This window comes from Acinetobacter sp. SK-43, assembly GCF_015351505.1.
GTDB lineage: Bacteria > Pseudomonadota > Gammaproteobacteria > Pseudomonadales > Moraxellaceae > Acinetobacter > Acinetobacter junii.
The window spans coordinates 1-15,796 of record NZ_JADKPY010000018.1 but is presented as its reverse complement, the minus strand read 5'-3'; the positions used below and the strand labels follow the sequence as shown (position 1 = coordinate 15,796).

The window sequence follows — 15,796 nt, the reverse complement described above, 5'->3', positions numbered from 1 at the left end:
CTCTTATAATAGGTGAAGAATGAGTACAACCATCGTAATTGCAAAAAAAACCAGAGATACAACACAAGATATTGTTCTACATTCTCAATTTGCTAACCGCCATGGTCTGATTGCTGGTGCAACCGGTACAGGAAAAACAGTAACTCTAAAAGTACTTGCTGAGAGTTTTTCTCGTATCGGCGTCCCTGTTTTTCTAGCAGATGCGAAAGGTGATGTTTCAAGCCTAGCCAAAGCAGGTTCAAGCAGCCCCAAATTTGATGAACGCATTAAAAGTCTGCATCTGGATTCTGTTCCATTTGCAGCTTCACCTGTTATTTTCTGGGATCTATTTGGTCAACAAGGACACCCTATTCGAACCACAATTTCTGAAATAGGCCCTTTATTATTAGCGCAGATGCTAAATTTAAACGATACACAAGAAGGTGTATTGTCCGCAGTATTTAGAATCGCAGATGATCAAGGGCTTCTCCTCATCGACTTTAAAGATTTAAAGGCGATGCTAACTTATGTCAGTGAAAATGCTGCCGAACTGAAAAATGAGTATGGCAATCTCTCACCTGCCAGTATTGGTGCGATACAACGCAATCTGCTTGCATTAGCAGATCAAGGTGGAGATCAATTTTTTGGTGAACCAAGTTTGAATATTCTAGATTTTATTCAAACAGATACTCAAGGTCATGGCTATATCAACCTTCTCGCTGCCGATAAGTTGATGAATACCCCCAAACTTTATGCAACATTCTTGCTTTGGATGCTCTCAGAATTATTTGAGCAACTACCCGAAGTTGGCGATATGGATAAGCCTAAACTTGTCTTCTTCTTTGATGAAGCACATTTATTGTTTTCCAATGCTAGTCCAGCTTTGCAAGAGAAAATTGAACAAGTGGTTCGTTTAATTCGCTCGAAGGGTGTAGGAATCTACTTTATCACTCAAAACCCACTTGATTTACCAGAAAGTGTTCTAGGTCAACTCGGGAATCGAGTACAACATGCTTTACGTGCTTTTACACCTAAAGATCAAAAAGCGGTCAAAACCGCAGCCGACACTTTCCGAGCCAATCCTGATTTTAAGGTTGATCAAGCGATTACTGAACTAGCTGTAGGTGAGGCTTTGATTAGTTGTTTGGATGAACAAGGCACCCCTCAGATTGTTGAGCGTGGTTGGGTGATGCCCCCATATTCCTCTTTTAGCCCAATCACTCCTGAAGAACGACAGGTCATGATGGGGCAAAGTATTGTTGCTGGGGTTTATGATCAAGCCTTAGATCGTGACAGCGCTTACGAACTTTTACAGAAAAAAGTATTACAACAGTCTCAGCAAAAGCAAGCTGACGAACTCGCTAAGCAGCAAGTAAAGGAACAAGAAACCCTCGCAAAGCAACAAGCAAAAGAACAAGAGCGATTTGCCAAAGAGCAACAAAAAGCGGCAGAAAAAGCGCAACGTGATCGTGAAAAGCTCACACAAGACATTGTCGGTACATTTGCAAAAAGTGCTGCCCGAAGCTTAGGTGGTAGCACTGGACAAAAAATAGTGCGTGGATTACTCGGCTCATTATTCGGAAAATAAAAAAATCTCAAAAATAAGGGATAATTAATTATCCCTTATCTTTTTTATGGTTTTTATTATAAGATGTATTGCAAATACATTTTATAAGGTGTATTTTAAATATATCTTATAAAATAATAGTCCAGAGAGATCACTCATGACTCCACAGCAAATTGAACTCGTAAAAGCAACTGTTCCTGTCTTACGTGAAAATGGTGTCGCATTAACAGGTTATTTCTATAATCGTATGTTAGGAAATAATCCTGCGCTCAAAGAAACCTTTAACATGGGTCATCAACGCAGTGGTGCTCAAGCTCAAGCACTTGCAGGAGCTGTTTTAGCGTACGCAGAAAATATTGAAGATCCATCTGTGCTTTTGCCTGTGGTGGAACTGATCGCTCATAAACATGTCAGCCTCAATATCCAAGCGCCTGATTACAGTATTGTGGGTGAAAATTTATTACATTCGATCAGTGAAGTACTGAATATCTCAATGGAAGATCCTTTGATTGCGGCATGGGCCGCTGCTTATGGACAACTAGCAGATTTGTTTATCAGCACTGAAAAAGCGATCTACGACCAACATCAACAAACTAAAGGCAGTTGGTTAGGATGGCGTAATTTTAAAATCGCTAAAAAAGTGGTTGAAAGTGATGAAATTACGTCGTTTTATTTAGCACCTGTCGATGGCGGTGATTTACCAAACTACGAAGCTGGCCAATATATTTCAGTACGTGTTTTTGTCCAAGAACTCAATCTGAGACAACCTCGCCAATACACTTTATCAACAAGCCCACAAGCAGATTATTTACGTATTTCAGTGAAACGTGAAGATGCGAAAGGTGAGCTTGCAGAAGGCTGGGTATCAAATACATTACATAGTTTAGCGGAAGGTTCTGAAATCGAAGTTTCTGCTCCTACAGGTAACTTTTATCTGATAGATAGTAAAAAACGTAATGTATTTATCAGTGGTGGTGTAGGTTTAACCCCAATGATAGCTATGCTGAATCAATTAGTTACTTTAGATATGCCACAACCAGTAACGTTTATACATGCATGTCGTAGCAGTCAAGTTCATGCTATGAAACAACATATTCATGATCTTAAAGCTAAATTCCCTCGCCTAAGCACATTTACGGCGTATGAATTTCCACATGATGGGGATGTATTAGGCGTGGATTATGAAGCAGCTGGTCGTTTAGATTTAGGGTCTATGGATGCAGCACTATTGCCAACAACTGCTGATTATTATTTATGTGGTCCGATGCCATTTATGGCTGAACAACACAAAGCACTTGTTGCACGAGGCATTCCTGCTGAAAATATTCATAGCGAAGCATTTGGCACAGGTGGTGTAAAACTTAGCTAATTAATGCTGCGTTTTGTATAAGGCTAGCCTATGATAGACTAGCCTTTTGTATTTATCGCAATAGATTGAGTGAAACAATGCAACTCAATAAATTTACAGATTATGCACTCAGAATCCTGATGTATGTCGCTCGCCCGAGCGAGATACCTTACACTATTGCTGATATTGCAAAAGATTTGCATGTTTCACAAAACCACCTCGTTAAAATTGTACATTTCATGGGTAAACAACAATGGATTGTTACTACACGAGGCAAAGGCGGTGGAATTCGATTAAATCCGTCAGCACGGACACTTCGACTTGGTGAAATTGTCCGTGTTTTACAAGGTCATCAGCAAATTGTGGAATGCAATACCCCCCCTTGCGTCTTGCGCTCTCAATGTGGTCTGAAAGGCATTCTCGATCAAGCACTTGAAAGCTTTTATCAAAGCTTAGATCAATATACTTTGGGTGAAGTGGTTCAACACGGCATACTCCCATCTTCCACTCGATCAGATATTACATTCTTAGAACTAGTCCAAAAAGCTTAGATTTAGGATGAAGATTCGCACGAATCAAATACATCCTTTATAATGCTTATTGCTATTCAAATTCAAAAGTAAGCTTCTATGCACCGTAGTGAAAAATCGAAAGACACCAAAGCTAGACTCGCACCTAAAGAAAAAATCAGTTATGAGAAAAAGACTGATCCTGCATTAACCGCTTATGCAGTACAGTCTTTGAATTGGTTACGCCAAGCTGAATTTTTAATGAGTGCACCAAAACTTGCTTTGTGCGTTGAAGATACAGGCTATGAGATTGCATTTGCGGGTCGTTCAAATGCGGGAAAATCGAGTGCAATTAATGCCTTAACCAATAAAAAACAATTGGCACGTGCATCAAAAAGACCAGGTCGTACCCAAATGATCAACTTTTTTAGCTTGGGTAATCCTGATCAACGTTTGGTAGACTTACCTGGTTATGGCTATGCTGCCGTACCAGAAGCAATGAAAATTGTTTGGCAAAAAGAACTTGAAAATTATTTGATTCATCGCAAAAGCTTACAAGGCTTAGTTTTATTGATGGATATCCGCCATCCTTTACAACACTTTGATTTAATGATGTTGGAATGGGCACATTCTCGTCATTTGTTTGTTCATATTCTTCTCACTAAAGCGGATAAACTGAATCGAGGTCCAGCAAATAAAACCTTGCTCGACGTTAAACAACAATTGAAAAAAATGAAGCTCGACTTCTCAATACAACTATTCTCTTCTCTTAACCGTATTGGTCTAGAGGAGTTAGCGAGTGTTATGGGTGGTCGTTTAAATTACACACTTGATCAAACGGTGGAATTTGACCTCGATCAAATCCCAGAAGCATCAGAAACTGACGATAAAGAATAAATTATGCATTTCATGCAACTTGATGCATAAAATAATTTTTAATTGTCCTGAATTGCTAAACACAAACACTAGGTAGTTTTCATATACTGCTTAGTGTTGGTTCATTGCACCATCGATTAGGACTAAAGATGAAATTACTATCATTTGTGAAGAACAAAGTTCTTGGTTCTTCGATTGACTATAAAATTCTCCCTCGAAAAGTAAAATTTGATTGGGAAAAAACCCCTGTAGATTGGATTCCAAATCAACCTTTTGCTAGCTATTTTATTAACGAAATTAATAATATTTTGCCTGCTGGTGAGTTCTGGTTTTGTCGTTTGTACAACAAAGTACTTCCTGAAATCACTGATGAAAAATTAAAAGAAGATGTACAAGCTTTTATTCGTCAAGAAGCGATGCATGCTGTTGCTCATACCTCTGCGAATAAAGAATATCTCAGCCAACGCAACATCGATATTCAACGCAACTTAGACATCATGGATTTCTTATTTACCAAAGCTTTAGCTGATAAGCCTTTTGGTAAAGAAGTTCCTAAAATATTAGATCATCAATGGGATTTATTCCGTCTAGGTGTGATTACAACCGTTGAGCACATGACGTGTGTTCTTGGTAAATACGCACTCTACAACAAACGTTGGGAAGAACTTGGGGCTGATCCTGAGATGATCGATTTAATTAAATGGCATGGTTCTGAAGAAATCGAGCACCGTACCGTAGCATTTGATCTTTATCGTCATTTAGGTGGTAGCTATATTGCACGTTACTACCCCAGCGTTGTGGTAATCGTTCTGGTACTTGGTTTGTGGGTAGATGGTGCTGCTCACATCATGAGCCAAGACCCTCGTTTTGCAGATAAAAAACCAAGTATATTCAAACCATGGATATGGTTGGAATGGTATAAGATTGGCCGTAAAGACAATCAAATTCTTCCAAATCCAATCTGGTTAGTATCACAACAAATTGATTATTTGATGCCTTGGTATGATCCTGTGAAAGAAGGAAGTACCCTAGATGCAGTGAATTATTTAAATAATTCACCTGCTGCTAAGCGTGCACTACAACATGCTGCATAATAAGTGAAGAGAAAAAAAAGCAGGAGTTTTCTCCTGCTTTTTTTATGTTCGTACAACTCGATTAACTTGACTCTATTTCCGTTTGCTTTGCATAACGATCGACAACCACACTGATCATCATATCTCCCTGTACATTAACTACCGTTCGAACGGTATCCAGCAACCGATCTATCGGCAGTAAAATTGCAATCGCTTCCGCAGGTAAACCAACTGATTGCAACACCATTATCATCGTTACCATGCCTGCACTTGGAATCCCTGGCGCACCTAATGATGCAATCATTGCGGTGAGACAGACGATAAACTGTTGGGTTAGGCTTAAATCCAAACCCATCAAATTGGCAATAAAAAGTGCAGCTGCAGCCTCATAAAGTGCGGTGCCGTCCATATTTAACTGTGTACCCAAAGGAATTACAAAACCTGCCGTTTGCGGTCGCACCCCTAAATTCTCTTGTGCGCAACGCATACTCAGTGGCATGGTCGCAGAACTAGAGCTTGTTGCAAATGCCGTCACCAATGCAGCTCGCGCACCTCTGAAGAACGTCAGAGGATTCATTTTTCCAAAAATCCAAAGCAGTGTAGGTAAAACCACTAAGCCATGAAAAATCGTTGTCCCAGTCACCACGAATGCAAACTCAGCAAGACGACTTAATACAGATAAATCCTCAGTCGCAATCAACTTCGCCAATAATGCAAAAATCCCAAGTGGCGCGAGTTTCATTACCCAACTGACAAGCATCATCATCATTTCAAAGAATTGTTGGCTGAGTTGACGAACTGTATTAAAACGCTCACCACCTTTAACGAGAGCAACGCCTAAGAAAAGTGCAAAAACCACAACAGCGAGTACATTCCCTTCACTAAATGCTTTAAAAGGATTGATTAAGGTATTTTGAATAAAATTGGTAAGAAAACTAGAAGGTGTAAGCGTATCAGGCGTTTGATGATTTTGCATTGCTGACTGGAAAAGTGTGATATCAACGCCCTTACCAACATCAAAAAGATGTGCACAGCCAATTCCTAAGATCAGTGCAAGCGTTGTAGTGGTCACACAACTCAAGGCGGTAATCTTCCAAACTCGACCGAACTCACCTCCAGCTTGTAAATTTGAAACCCCTACAACGATAGAACTAAATATCAAAGGGATCAGCAACATCTTTAACAAACCAATAAAAATGCTACTTAAAATACCTAAAACATATAACGTTGTTTGAGCAAAATCAGCCTGAGGATAGCTAGTCAATAAAAGTCCTAACCCTACTCCCGCGATAGCTGCAATTAAAATTTGGGTATTTAAATTCATTGTGAGTATTAAAAATGAATGCAGTACAGCTACTATGGCACGCTCAAATCTAAGAATCGAGCAATTTTTTGTCACAAGCTTATGACAAAAAAGCCATCATAATGATGGCTTTAATACGATTTCATGCAGAATAATTTCACATTATTGCGTTTCTATTTCTCTGAGCCGAATCAAACCTTCTTGTACTGTACTACAGACTAATTGTCCGTTTTGCCACATTTTTCCAAAGTTCAAGCCACGAGAACTTGCACTAATCGTTGCCTCCATGTCATACAACATCCAATCATCTGCACGCAGAGGTCGATGGAAATAAATCGTATGATCAATACTGGCACATTGTAGATTTGGGGAAATCCAAGACAGACCATGAGGACGCAATGCTGTTGTCATCAAGGTAAAGTCAGAATAAAACGCAACAATCGCTTGATGAAGTGAAATTTCATCAATGTTCGATGGGATTCGATCATGAGTACGAATATAGTGTGCGTAAAAAGGAGCTTCCGGCTGAGGTTGAAACGGATTCATAGGCTGAATCGGTTTAATTTCAACATGACGTTCGCGCATAAAGCTGGCGCGAACATTTTCAGGCACGAAATTCAACATACTTTCTTTCAGTTCTTTTTCTGACTTCAGTGCTTCTGGAGCAGGATACTCAGGCTCTTTATGTTGATAGTTCAAACCTTCTTCAGGATTGGCAAAAGATACCATCGCAGAAAAAATTGTACGCCCATGTTGAATTGCTCGCACTTGACGACTTGCAAAACTTTTTCCATCACGCAATGGATCAACTTCATAAATAATGGGTGCATTTACATCTCCACCATATAAAAAGTAAGCATGCAACGAATGTGCAGGACGATCTGTAGTATACGAAGCAGCTCTTAATGCTTGACCAAGAACCTGTCCACCGAATACTCGTTTACCAACCAAATTGCGGCTGTTACCCCGAAAGATATGATCTTCTATTCTTTCTAAGGTCAAAAGTTCAACGAGTTCTTGAGTCAAAGCATTCATGTAATAACCTTCCAACATCAATCAGGAGAGATCAACGAATTGTTATATTAGTTGATGATTTTGATTGTGCCACAAATTCCAATAAAGATGCTCAGGATAAAATGATTTGTCCGTCACATTAATCCTTATTTATAACCGCTAAAAATACGATTTTTAACGATAAAATCTACCAAATACGCTATATTTTGTCAGAAAATAGCATATCGTTTTATGTAAGAATATCGCAGAATGTCGTGTTCATCATGGCTATATGTCAGGATTATTATTTAGGAGTCTGTAATGTCCAAGACTGGATTTGGTCAAATGTATCGTCAACTTTCGAGTAAGTTACTTGACCTTGTGGTTACCCCACATGTTCTTGGTGAAGTTCCTACAGAATCCACCAAAACAGAGCAGAATACAACCGATTCAAATAAAATTGTATGCTATGTTTTACAAAACTATTCACGTAGTAATGCGCTTGTTGTCGATGGTGAAACCCGTCGCCTCCATCTGAAACCTGCACTAGATCCATTGAGTTTTGGGTCATATCAGGAAAAGAACTCAGTATTATTCCTTCATCATAACGAAAATAATTACTTTAATACTCAAACTTTTCCTAGCAAACTTTTACATCTCATTGAAGCCCTCGAAAAACATCCTGAAACTGAAATAGAACTCGTGCCTGTTACGGTATTATGGGGACGTGCGCCTGATAAAGAAGATTCTTGGTTCAAATTACTATTTTCAGATACTTGGGCAACACCGGGTACTGTTAAACAACTTATGAATATCGGCTTACATGGTCGCCAGTCTTATTTGGAATTCCATGAGCCTCAATCATTGAGAGAGTTGGTAGATTATGCCAAGACCAACCACCCAAATCTCTCTCCTGCAACATATATCGCAAGCTCTTTAGATACTTATTTAGATCAGCAACGCGAAGTTGTTTTGGGCCCTGATTTGTCGGATCGTCGTAACGTCATGCAGTCAGTGGTCAAATCACGTGATGTTCAAGATGCAATCCGTCGTGAAAGTATTCAACACAAAATCAGTATGCTCGAAGCTGAACGACGTGCTATCGGATACGTTAATGAAATCGTATCCGACTACTCAGCTTCAGCCGTTCGTTTTGCTGATATGGCATTAACGCGTTTGTGGACACAACTTTATGACGGTGTTGAAGTTCATAACTTCAGTACAGTTCGTGAACTCGCAAAAGACTATGAAATCATTTACACACCTTGTCACCGCAGTCATATCGACTACTTATTATTGTCATACGTGATTTATAAACGTGGCTTGATGATCCCGTATATTGCTGCTGGCGACAACCTCAATCTTCCATTTGTAGGTCAATTACTTCGTGGCGGTGGTGCATTCTTTATTCGTCGTTCTTTCCGCGGTAATGCACTATATACATCTGTATTTAAAGAATATCTTTACAGCATTTTGTCACGCAATACCCCGATTGAATACTTTATTGAAGGTGGACGCTCACGAACGGGGCGCTTATTGCCACCTAAAACAGGTATGTTAGCCATGACGATTCATGGTCATCTACGTGGACGTGCCAAACCAATTGTATTCGTACCAACCTATATCGGTTACGAACGCTTAATGGAAGGTTCAACTTACGTTGGCGAGATGCAAGGTAAGCCTAAAGAAGCAGAATCTATTTTTGGTATCGTAAAAACCTTACGCAAAATCGAACGTATTTTTGGTAAGGTACATGTGAATTTTGGTGAGCCTGTTTTCTTAGATGATATTTTGAAGCAGCATCAAGCAGAGAATATCCAAATCGAGAAAAATGATGCACCTATTCCAGCTGAAATTTCGAAAGTCGTTTCTAGCTCAGCAAATCTAATCTTAGAAAATATTAACCGTGCGGTTGTCATTAACCCTGTTTCATTATTATCTCTGATCTTATTGGCAACGCCGAAGCATACGCTTGATGAAGAAATTTGTGCTAAGCAGCTTGATATTTATCGTGATTTAGCGACTCAACATCCTTACGATGAACGCACTCAAGTGACTTCATTATCAGGCAAGGAAATTATTGCCTATGGCTTGAAATTAAAACTGATCAAACGTGTTCACCATGTGCTTGGTGATATTATCGCGATCGAAGACAATCAAGCGGTATTGTTGACTTACTTCCGTAACAACATTTTGCATGCCTTTGTTTTACCTTCACTTGTTGCATCTTTAGTGGAACACAACGGAAAGATCAATAAATTAGATTTAAGTAATGTAATTCGTACTTTGTATCCATTCTTAAAAGCTGAATTGTTTATGAAGTGGCAAGCTTCTGAGTTGCAACAACACATTGACAGCTATGTAAATGCTTTGGTTCAAATTGGGTTAATTTTCCAAGACCATGACGGTAATTTATTTAGCCCTACTCCAAACAGTGAAGAGCACCAAAAATTACTGACCTTGGCAATGCCAGTAAAACAAAGTCTTGAACGTTATTATATGACGTTGGCACTGATCACTCAGCGAGGCTCAGGCAACATTTCAACCAAACAAGTTGAGGAGTTAAGCCACTTATTAGGTCAGCGCTTATCTGTGTTATATGAATTCAATTCGCCAGAATTCTTTGATAAGGCACTATTCCAAAGCTTTATTAAAGTTCTGACTCAGCAAAACTATATTCGCAACAACGAGCAAGGCTTCATCGAATATGATGATAACTTTAGTGAAATGGCTGCAGGTGCTCAGCTGGTTCTAGATGAAACCACTTTACAGATGCTGCAACATATTACTACGTTTAGTGATGAAGAACTAGCTGCCGCCTTGGAAGCAATGGCTTCTCAGCAAGCGAAACGCCGTCTAAAACGTAAGAAATCATAATCTCAACGTTCATCTCGAAACAAAAAAGCCAAATCTAAGATTTGGCTTTTTTATCTGTGTCATTTGCGACATTCAAGATATTTTGGGTCATCGATACATCGAAGTCGTTTAATCAATTCTACAAAAAAAGCATCGTAGTATCCTTGTTCAACATATCGATTACGGATTTTCGCAACCAATGCTTCATAACCTTGTTTCTCAAAGTCTGAAATATCCGCCCAGTAATAAGCAGGCAAGTGATTTTCCCATTGAATCGCCTGTGCGGCCAATACATTACTATTTTTGACAAACCATGTACGAACATGATGCCCAAAATTTGCAGGATATGATTTTGGTTTAATCACAATATTCCTTGCAAAATAAGCAACTGGGAAATTCACAACCTGTGTTGCTTCACCAAACTCTTTCTTGAGATTGTAAGGCAAAATTCCATAAGCAGGCGCTGCTAGAATATCAATCTTATGTTGTTTAAATAAATCAATTGCATTTGAAAAATCAACATAAGTCGCTTTAGCAGCAACACTTTGTACTAAAGCTTGTTGTGGTGGGTTATCTTCTAGAATCCCTATGCGCTTGTTTTTGAGTTGGGATACTTTACTGATCTGTTGAGTATTCATGATCATATATGCCGTTCCAATCGGAATCATACCAACCACTTCATACTTCGAACTGATCATTCTTTTTTCAACATTTGAATTATTCATGAGTTGCAAAAACATTCGTGCAACACGATTATTCGAAATTAAGCCAATTCCACCTGTGCTTCCCATAAATGAGTTGTAACGGTAGGTATTAAAGTTTGATGCGACTAAACCTGTACATTTATTTTGCTCAAAAGCCTGAATCGCATCTTTTTCAATTTTAAAATAGCTGAATTTTAATTGAACTTGGCTTTGCATGGCATGCAAACGTATATCTTGCAGACGACGGCTGATATCGCCTTTGGAACTCAAAGGCTCAAAAACACACCAAACCTGCTCACCAGCCCAGCTTGTTGTTCCCATAAATAACAGCAAAATTAAATAAATTATTTTTCTCATATACAACCTTCAACGCCTCACTGCAAACTACGTGCAAACTTAGGCAGTTTCTTAACGGAATATGTTGGTAAGTATCTATCAAGATTCATACCAACTCTTCAATCATGATCGCAGTTTAATCTAATTATTTTTCATTAATATGTACGAACAGCGCGGCTTCATAGTCATTAAAGCAAATCAAATGGTCAAATTCAAAACCAGTTTTAGCAATTCGAGTCGCATAAATACGCTTTCCAGTGTGCTGTTCAGACTCCAATTTCAATGCTGTCAAACCTAATTTTCGCTGAAACCAAAGCAAAATTTCATGCATCGCAATAGGTCTATTATTACTGAGAATATAACTTGATTCAGGACTTTCCAAAGTCGCCAACAAAGCTAAAAAACGAGCTAAATCATTTATATGAATACGGTTACTAAAGTGAATCGTCGGATAGTTCTGTGTGCGCTGGGCAAGCCTTTTTAAACGCTCAACGGATACACCATAAATACCTGTTGGACGAACAATCACAGCCTGTTGTGGATAGTAGGATTGCCATAACAACTCCATTTTTCGTAACAGCTCACCTTGTTCATCTATTGGACGTATATCAGACTCATCATCCACAAGCTCTCCTGCGTTCTCACCATAAACGCGTGTTGAAGAAACGATAATGATCCGTTTGACAGGATGATGTTGTAAAGCTTTAGCAATTGGTTCCACACTATCGACATAGGTATGTTGATAAGCATCAATTCCACTTTCACTTGGTGAAAGAATCACATATACCACATCGATTGGTTCAAATTCACTTAAATCAAGATGATGGGCATCTTGAATATGGTGTGTTGCGTAATGATCTGTTTTTTCAGTACGGCTAATTGTGCTAATGTGGTGACCTTGCTCAAATAAGTGTTTAGCGACACGCTGAGATGTTTTACCATAACCAATAAATAAAATATGCATACCGATCCTTGACCAAAAAATGACTTCAGTCCAGCAATTACAAGGCGTTGGTGCTACCGCAGCAAGCCTACTAGAAAAGCTCCATATTTTTAGCACGGATGATCTACTGTTTCATCTTCCGCGTGACTATGAAGATCGTAGCACTATTATTCCAATGAATCAGCTGGTTGTTGGACGTAGTTATTTGCTTGAGGGGGAAGTTAAATCTATTGATTTCCCACCAGGAAAAAAGAAATCCTTTGCTGCGTTGCTACAAGATGATTTTGGCAAAGTCACCTTACGCTTTTATCATATTTATAAAGGTTTAACGGATCGTATAAAACCAGGTGCACGTTTAAGAATCTTTGGTGAAGTGCGTGTCGGTGCACGAGGCTTAGAGCTTTATCATCCTGAAATACAAGTCATTCAACAACATACCGCATTACCCAAAACTCAGTTAACAGCGATATATCCAAGCACTGAAGGTCTAACACAACCTAAGTTGCGTGAATATGTTCGCCAAGCACTGGAACATCATAGCGATGCTTTACCTGAATTACTGCCCGCCAAATACAGTAATGGCTACGAATTAAAAGAAGCTCTGCACTATATTCACGAACCACCGATTGATGCCAATATGGTACAACTCAATCAAGGCTCACATCCTGCACAGCAACGATTGATTTTTGAAGAACTGGTCGCTCATCAAATCAGCTTACTTACACGTCGTGCTTATATTCGACAAATAGCAGCACCTCGCTTTAGCAGTAGCAAAGTTTTAGCAAAGCGCCTTTTAGATGCTCTGCCTTTCCAGATGACCAATGCACAAAAAAGGGTTTCTAAAGAAATTCTACATGATCTGAAGCAAGATCAACCCATGCTGCGTTTAGTTCAAGGAGATGTGGGTGCAGGTAAGACATTGGTTGCAGCCGTTGCAGCATGCCATGCTTTAGAAGCTGAATGGCAAGTGGCGCTGATGGCACCCACCGAAATCTTGGCTGAACAACACTATTTAAATTTCAAACGTTGGTTTGAGCCTTTAGGCATAAAAGTGGCTTGGCTCTCAGGTAAACAAAAAGGTAAAGCACGAACTTTAGCAGAGCAGGAAATTAAAGAAGGTCACTCACAACTCGTTGTCGGAACGCATGCCCTATTCCAAGAAAATGTAGAATTCTCGAAGTTGGGCTTAGTGATTATTGATGAACAACACCGCTTTGGGGTAGATCAAAGACTTGCATTACGTAATAAAGGCGTTGATCAATTTACACCACATCAATTAGTGATGACAGCGACCCCTATCCCACGCACACTCGCAATGAGTGCTTATGGTGATTTAGATACCTCAATCATTGACGAGCTACCACCTGGACGAACCCCGATTCAAACTGTCACGATTCCTCTTGATCGTCGAGAAGAGGTTTTACAACGTATCGCCAGTAACTGTCGTGAAGGTAAACAAGCCTACTGGGTTTGCACTTTAGTTGAACAATCTGAAACCTTGGATGCCCAAGCAGCAGAAGCAACTTTTCAAGAAATTAAAGAACGCTTCCCTGATCTAAATGTGGGATTAGTACACGGCAAAATGAAAGCTGATGAAAAGCAAGCTGTCATGCAAGCCTTTAAAGACAACCAGTCACAACTTTTGATTGCCACCACAGTGATTGAAGTGGGTGTCGATGTGCCCAATGCATCCATTATGGTGATTGAAAATGCGGAACGACTTGGACTTTCTCAATTACATCAGTTACGTGGTCGAGTTGGTCGCGGTGCAACAGCTAGTTTTTGTGCCCTACTCTACAAAACGCCACTATCACAAAATGGACAAGAACGTCTTTCCATCTTGCGTGAAAGCAACGATGGCTTTGTGATCGCTGAAAAAGATTTGGAAATACGTGGTCCAGGTGAATTACTAGGTACCAAGCAAACTGGTGATATGGGGTTTCGTGTCGCACGCTTAGAACGTGATGACCATTTGCTCACCCAAGCACATTATGTTGCTGAACAATTACTCAAAGATTATCCACAACATGCTGAAGGACTATTAAAACGCTGGCTACCTGAAGCACCTCGATACGCTTATGTTTAAATTATTGAGTCGAGGAGCACAACAAGTTGCTGATTATTTCACAGCATGTCACTTATGCGATATTGGTGTCAGAGCACAATATGGTGTTTGTCAAAGTTGCTGGCAACAATTACCATGGTTAAAATATAAAATCGAACGACATCAGCAAGATATACTTATTGCCTGTCATTATGAATATCCGATAAGCGAACTCATTCAACAATTTAAATACGAGCAACAGTTACATCATCTTCGATTACTTAGCGGACTATTACTGGAACTTAAGCTGCCAAAAGTACATGCCATCGTACCAATGCCTATTTCAAATGATCGACTGATGGAAAGAGGTTTCAATCAATCACTTTTAATCGCTAAGGAACTGAGCAAAGTATTGAATATTCCAGTATGGCAGCCCGTGCAACGACTAGCCCAACATTCTCAAAAAGGTTTAAGCCGTTTAGAGCGACTGGAAAATATAGAAGATCAATTTGTCGCTAAAACACATCTTCAATTGATTTACAGAAAAGTGCTGATTATTGATGATGTCGTGACCACAGGCAGCTCTATTGATGCCCTCAGTCAAGTATTAAAACAGCTGGGGTGTCAACATATATACTCAGCCTGTTTAGCCGCTGGTGGTGTTAAACAGGCAAATCATGATATTACTGCTTAAGACACCAAGGAATGACAACCTCGGTAGTTAATGGTGCAAGCAAAATAGACTCTTCATGCAAATCAATCCATTTCATTTCCGCGATTTCAGCCGCAATTTCAGGTTGTTGATGAAGTTCGACAACAAACAGATGGCTAATTAATTGATGATCAGGTTCATTTGCTGTTGCTGTCTCATATCGCCCCAAATACTGCTTGATGTCACAAGTAGACCCAATTTCTTCTAAAATTTCGCGCTGAATTGCTATTTCAGGCGCTTCATTGGGCTCAAGCTTTCCGCCAACTTGCATAAACACACGCGTGTTCTTTTTTCTTACCAATAACAACTCATTTTTGTCATTCATAATAACGGCAGCAGCGACAGTGATTGTTTTCAAAGGTTATCCTCAAGCTTGAATTTCATTGCGAGACGTCCATTTCGGAACTGCGGGTTGATATTTCTGAAATGCCGCTAAAATATCATGGATATTATCCGACACAATCAAGGTCTCTACAAATCGAGCTTGGCTAAAACCATGCTCAACTGAAGCTTGTAACATTTTAATCAGATCATCATAAAAGCCATTAATATT

At 39.5% G+C, this 15,796-nt stretch carries 13 protein-coding genes and 1 pseudogene; 8 read left to right on the top strand and 6 right to left on the bottom strand.

The window, feature by feature from the left end; translation table 11 throughout:
* The first annotated feature begins 19 nt into the window (after positions 1-19).
* From IRT38_RS05070 to IRT38_RS05050, 5 genes are all read left to right on the top strand, one after another.
* Positions 20-1,567 carry a helicase HerA-like domain-containing protein gene (locus IRT38_RS05070; protein WP_194597117.1) on the top strand — a complete coding sequence of 516 codons (1,548 nt, stop codon included), beginning with the start codon at positions 20-22 and terminating at the stop codon, positions 1,565-1,567.
* A 136-nt stretch (positions 1,568-1,703) separates the two neighbouring features.
* On the top strand, positions 1,704-2,915 hold the full coding sequence (hmpA, locus tag IRT38_RS05065; RefSeq protein ID WP_129261588.1) for an NO-inducible flavohemoprotein: 1,212 nt from the start codon (positions 1,704-1,706) through the stop codon (positions 2,913-2,915).
* A gap of 77 nt (positions 2,916-2,992) precedes the next feature.
* A complete protein-coding gene (locus IRT38_RS05060) occupies positions 2,993-3,445 on the top strand; it encodes an RrF2 family transcriptional regulator (protein WP_004951769.1) in 453 nt (150 codons plus the stop codon).
* 78 nt (positions 3,446-3,523) lie between these two features.
* Positions 3,524-4,300, top strand: a complete 777-nt coding sequence (gene yihA / locus IRT38_RS05055) for a ribosome biogenesis GTP-binding protein YihA/YsxC (protein WP_004951767.1) — start codon at positions 3,524-3,526, stop codon at positions 4,298-4,300.
* A 128-nt stretch (positions 4,301-4,428) separates the two neighbouring features.
* Positions 4,429-5,373 carry a metal-dependent hydrolase gene (locus tag IRT38_RS05050; protein ID WP_194597116.1) on the top strand — a complete coding sequence of 315 codons (945 nt, stop codon included), beginning with the start codon at positions 4,429-4,431 and terminating at the stop codon, positions 5,371-5,373.
* 61 nt (positions 5,374-5,434) lie between these two features.
* Here the strand turns inward: IRT38_RS05050 and IRT38_RS05045 are convergent, their stop codons facing one another.
* Positions 5,435-6,676, bottom strand: a complete 1,242-nt coding sequence (locus IRT38_RS05045; RefSeq protein WP_194597115.1) for a dicarboxylate/amino acid:cation symporter — start codon at positions 6,674-6,676, stop codon at positions 5,435-5,437.
* Between the two features lie 141 nt (positions 6,677-6,817).
* Positions 6,818-7,690, bottom strand: coding sequence for an acyl-CoA thioesterase (locus IRT38_RS05040; protein WP_004909395.1), 873 nt, complete (start codon positions 7,688-7,690; stop codon positions 6,818-6,820).
* A 279-nt stretch (positions 7,691-7,969) separates the two neighbouring features.
* Here IRT38_RS05040 and plsB point away from each other — a divergent pair, with 279 nt between their 5' ends.
* Positions 7,970-10,525 carry a glycerol-3-phosphate 1-O-acyltransferase PlsB gene (gene plsB, locus IRT38_RS05035; protein WP_194597114.1) on the top strand — a complete coding sequence of 852 codons (2,556 nt, stop codon included), beginning with the start codon at positions 7,970-7,972 and terminating at the stop codon, positions 10,523-10,525.
* Between the two features lie 59 nt (positions 10,526-10,584).
* Here plsB and IRT38_RS05030 read toward each other — a convergent pair whose 3' ends face one another.
* Both IRT38_RS05030 and IRT38_RS05025 read right to left on the bottom strand, forming a co-directional pair.
* Entirely contained in the window at positions 10,585-11,565 is a 981-nt protein-coding gene (locus IRT38_RS05030; RefSeq protein WP_194597113.1) for a putative solute-binding protein, read from the bottom strand.
* A 124-nt stretch (positions 11,566-11,689) separates the two neighbouring features.
* A complete protein-coding gene (locus IRT38_RS05025) occupies positions 11,690-12,508 on the bottom strand; it encodes an NAD-dependent epimerase/dehydratase family protein (RefSeq protein WP_194597112.1) in 819 nt (272 codons plus the stop codon).
* Between the two features lie 19 nt (positions 12,509-12,527).
* Here IRT38_RS05025 and recG point away from each other — a divergent pair, with 19 nt between their 5' ends.
* Together recG and IRT38_RS05015 are read left to right on the top strand one after the other, a co-directional pair.
* On the top strand, positions 12,528-14,573 hold the full coding sequence (recG, locus tag IRT38_RS05020) for an ATP-dependent DNA helicase RecG (RefSeq protein ID WP_194597111.1): 2,046 nt from the start codon (positions 12,528-12,530) through the stop codon (positions 14,571-14,573).
* On the top strand, positions 14,566-15,225 hold the full coding sequence (locus IRT38_RS05015; protein WP_194597110.1) for a ComF family protein: 660 nt from the start codon (positions 14,566-14,568) through the stop codon (positions 15,223-15,225). Before recG ends, IRT38_RS05015 begins: the two co-directional genes overlap by 8 nt.
* Here IRT38_RS05015 and IRT38_RS05010 read toward each other — a convergent pair.
* Positions 15,215-15,601 (bottom strand): NUDIX hydrolase, encoded by a 387-nt coding sequence (locus tag IRT38_RS05010; RefSeq protein WP_004909413.1) that lies wholly within the window; start codon positions 15,599-15,601, stop codon positions 15,215-15,217. The two genes, IRT38_RS05015 and IRT38_RS05010, sit on opposite strands and share 11 nt — an antisense overlap.
* Positions 15,602-15,610: 9 nt before the next feature.
* A pseudogene (locus tag IRT38_RS05005) lies at positions 15,611-15,796 on the bottom strand (TIGR00730 family Rossman fold protein); the annotation flags it as partial.

Coding starts and splice junctions, on each gene's coding strand:
- IRT38_RS05070 (WP_194597117.1), top strand. CDS start 20: ATGAGTACAACCATCGTAATTGCAAAAAAAACCAGAGATACAACACAA.
- hmpA (WP_129261588.1), top strand. CDS start 1,704: ATGACTCCACAGCAAATTGAACTCGTAAAAGCAACTGTTCCTGTCTTA.
- IRT38_RS05060 (WP_004951769.1), top strand. CDS start 2,993: ATGCAACTCAATAAATTTACAGATTATGCACTCAGAATCCTGATGTAT.
- yihA (WP_004951767.1), top strand. CDS start 3,524: ATGCACCGTAGTGAAAAATCGAAAGACACCAAAGCTAGACTCGCACCT.
- IRT38_RS05050 (WP_194597116.1), top strand. CDS start 4,429: ATGAAATTACTATCATTTGTGAAGAACAAAGTTCTTGGTTCTTCGATT.
- IRT38_RS05045 (WP_194597115.1), bottom strand. CDS start 6,676: ATGAATTTAAATACCCAAATTTTAATTGCAGCTATCGCGGGAGTAGGG.
- IRT38_RS05040 (WP_004909395.1), bottom strand. CDS start 7,690: ATGAATGCTTTGACTCAAGAACTCGTTGAACTTTTGACCTTAGAAAGA.
- plsB (WP_194597114.1), top strand. CDS start 7,970: ATGTCCAAGACTGGATTTGGTCAAATGTATCGTCAACTTTCGAGTAAG.
- IRT38_RS05030 (WP_194597113.1), bottom strand. CDS start 11,565: ATGAGAAAAATAATTTATTTAATTTTGCTGTTATTTATGGGAACAACA.
- IRT38_RS05025 (WP_194597112.1), bottom strand. CDS start 12,508: ATGCATATTTTATTTATTGGTTATGGTAAAACATCTCAGCGTGTCGCT.
- recG (WP_194597111.1), top strand. CDS start 12,528: ATGACTTCAGTCCAGCAATTACAAGGCGTTGGTGCTACCGCAGCAAGC.
- IRT38_RS05015 (WP_194597110.1), top strand. CDS start 14,566: ATGTTTAAATTATTGAGTCGAGGAGCACAACAAGTTGCTGATTATTTC.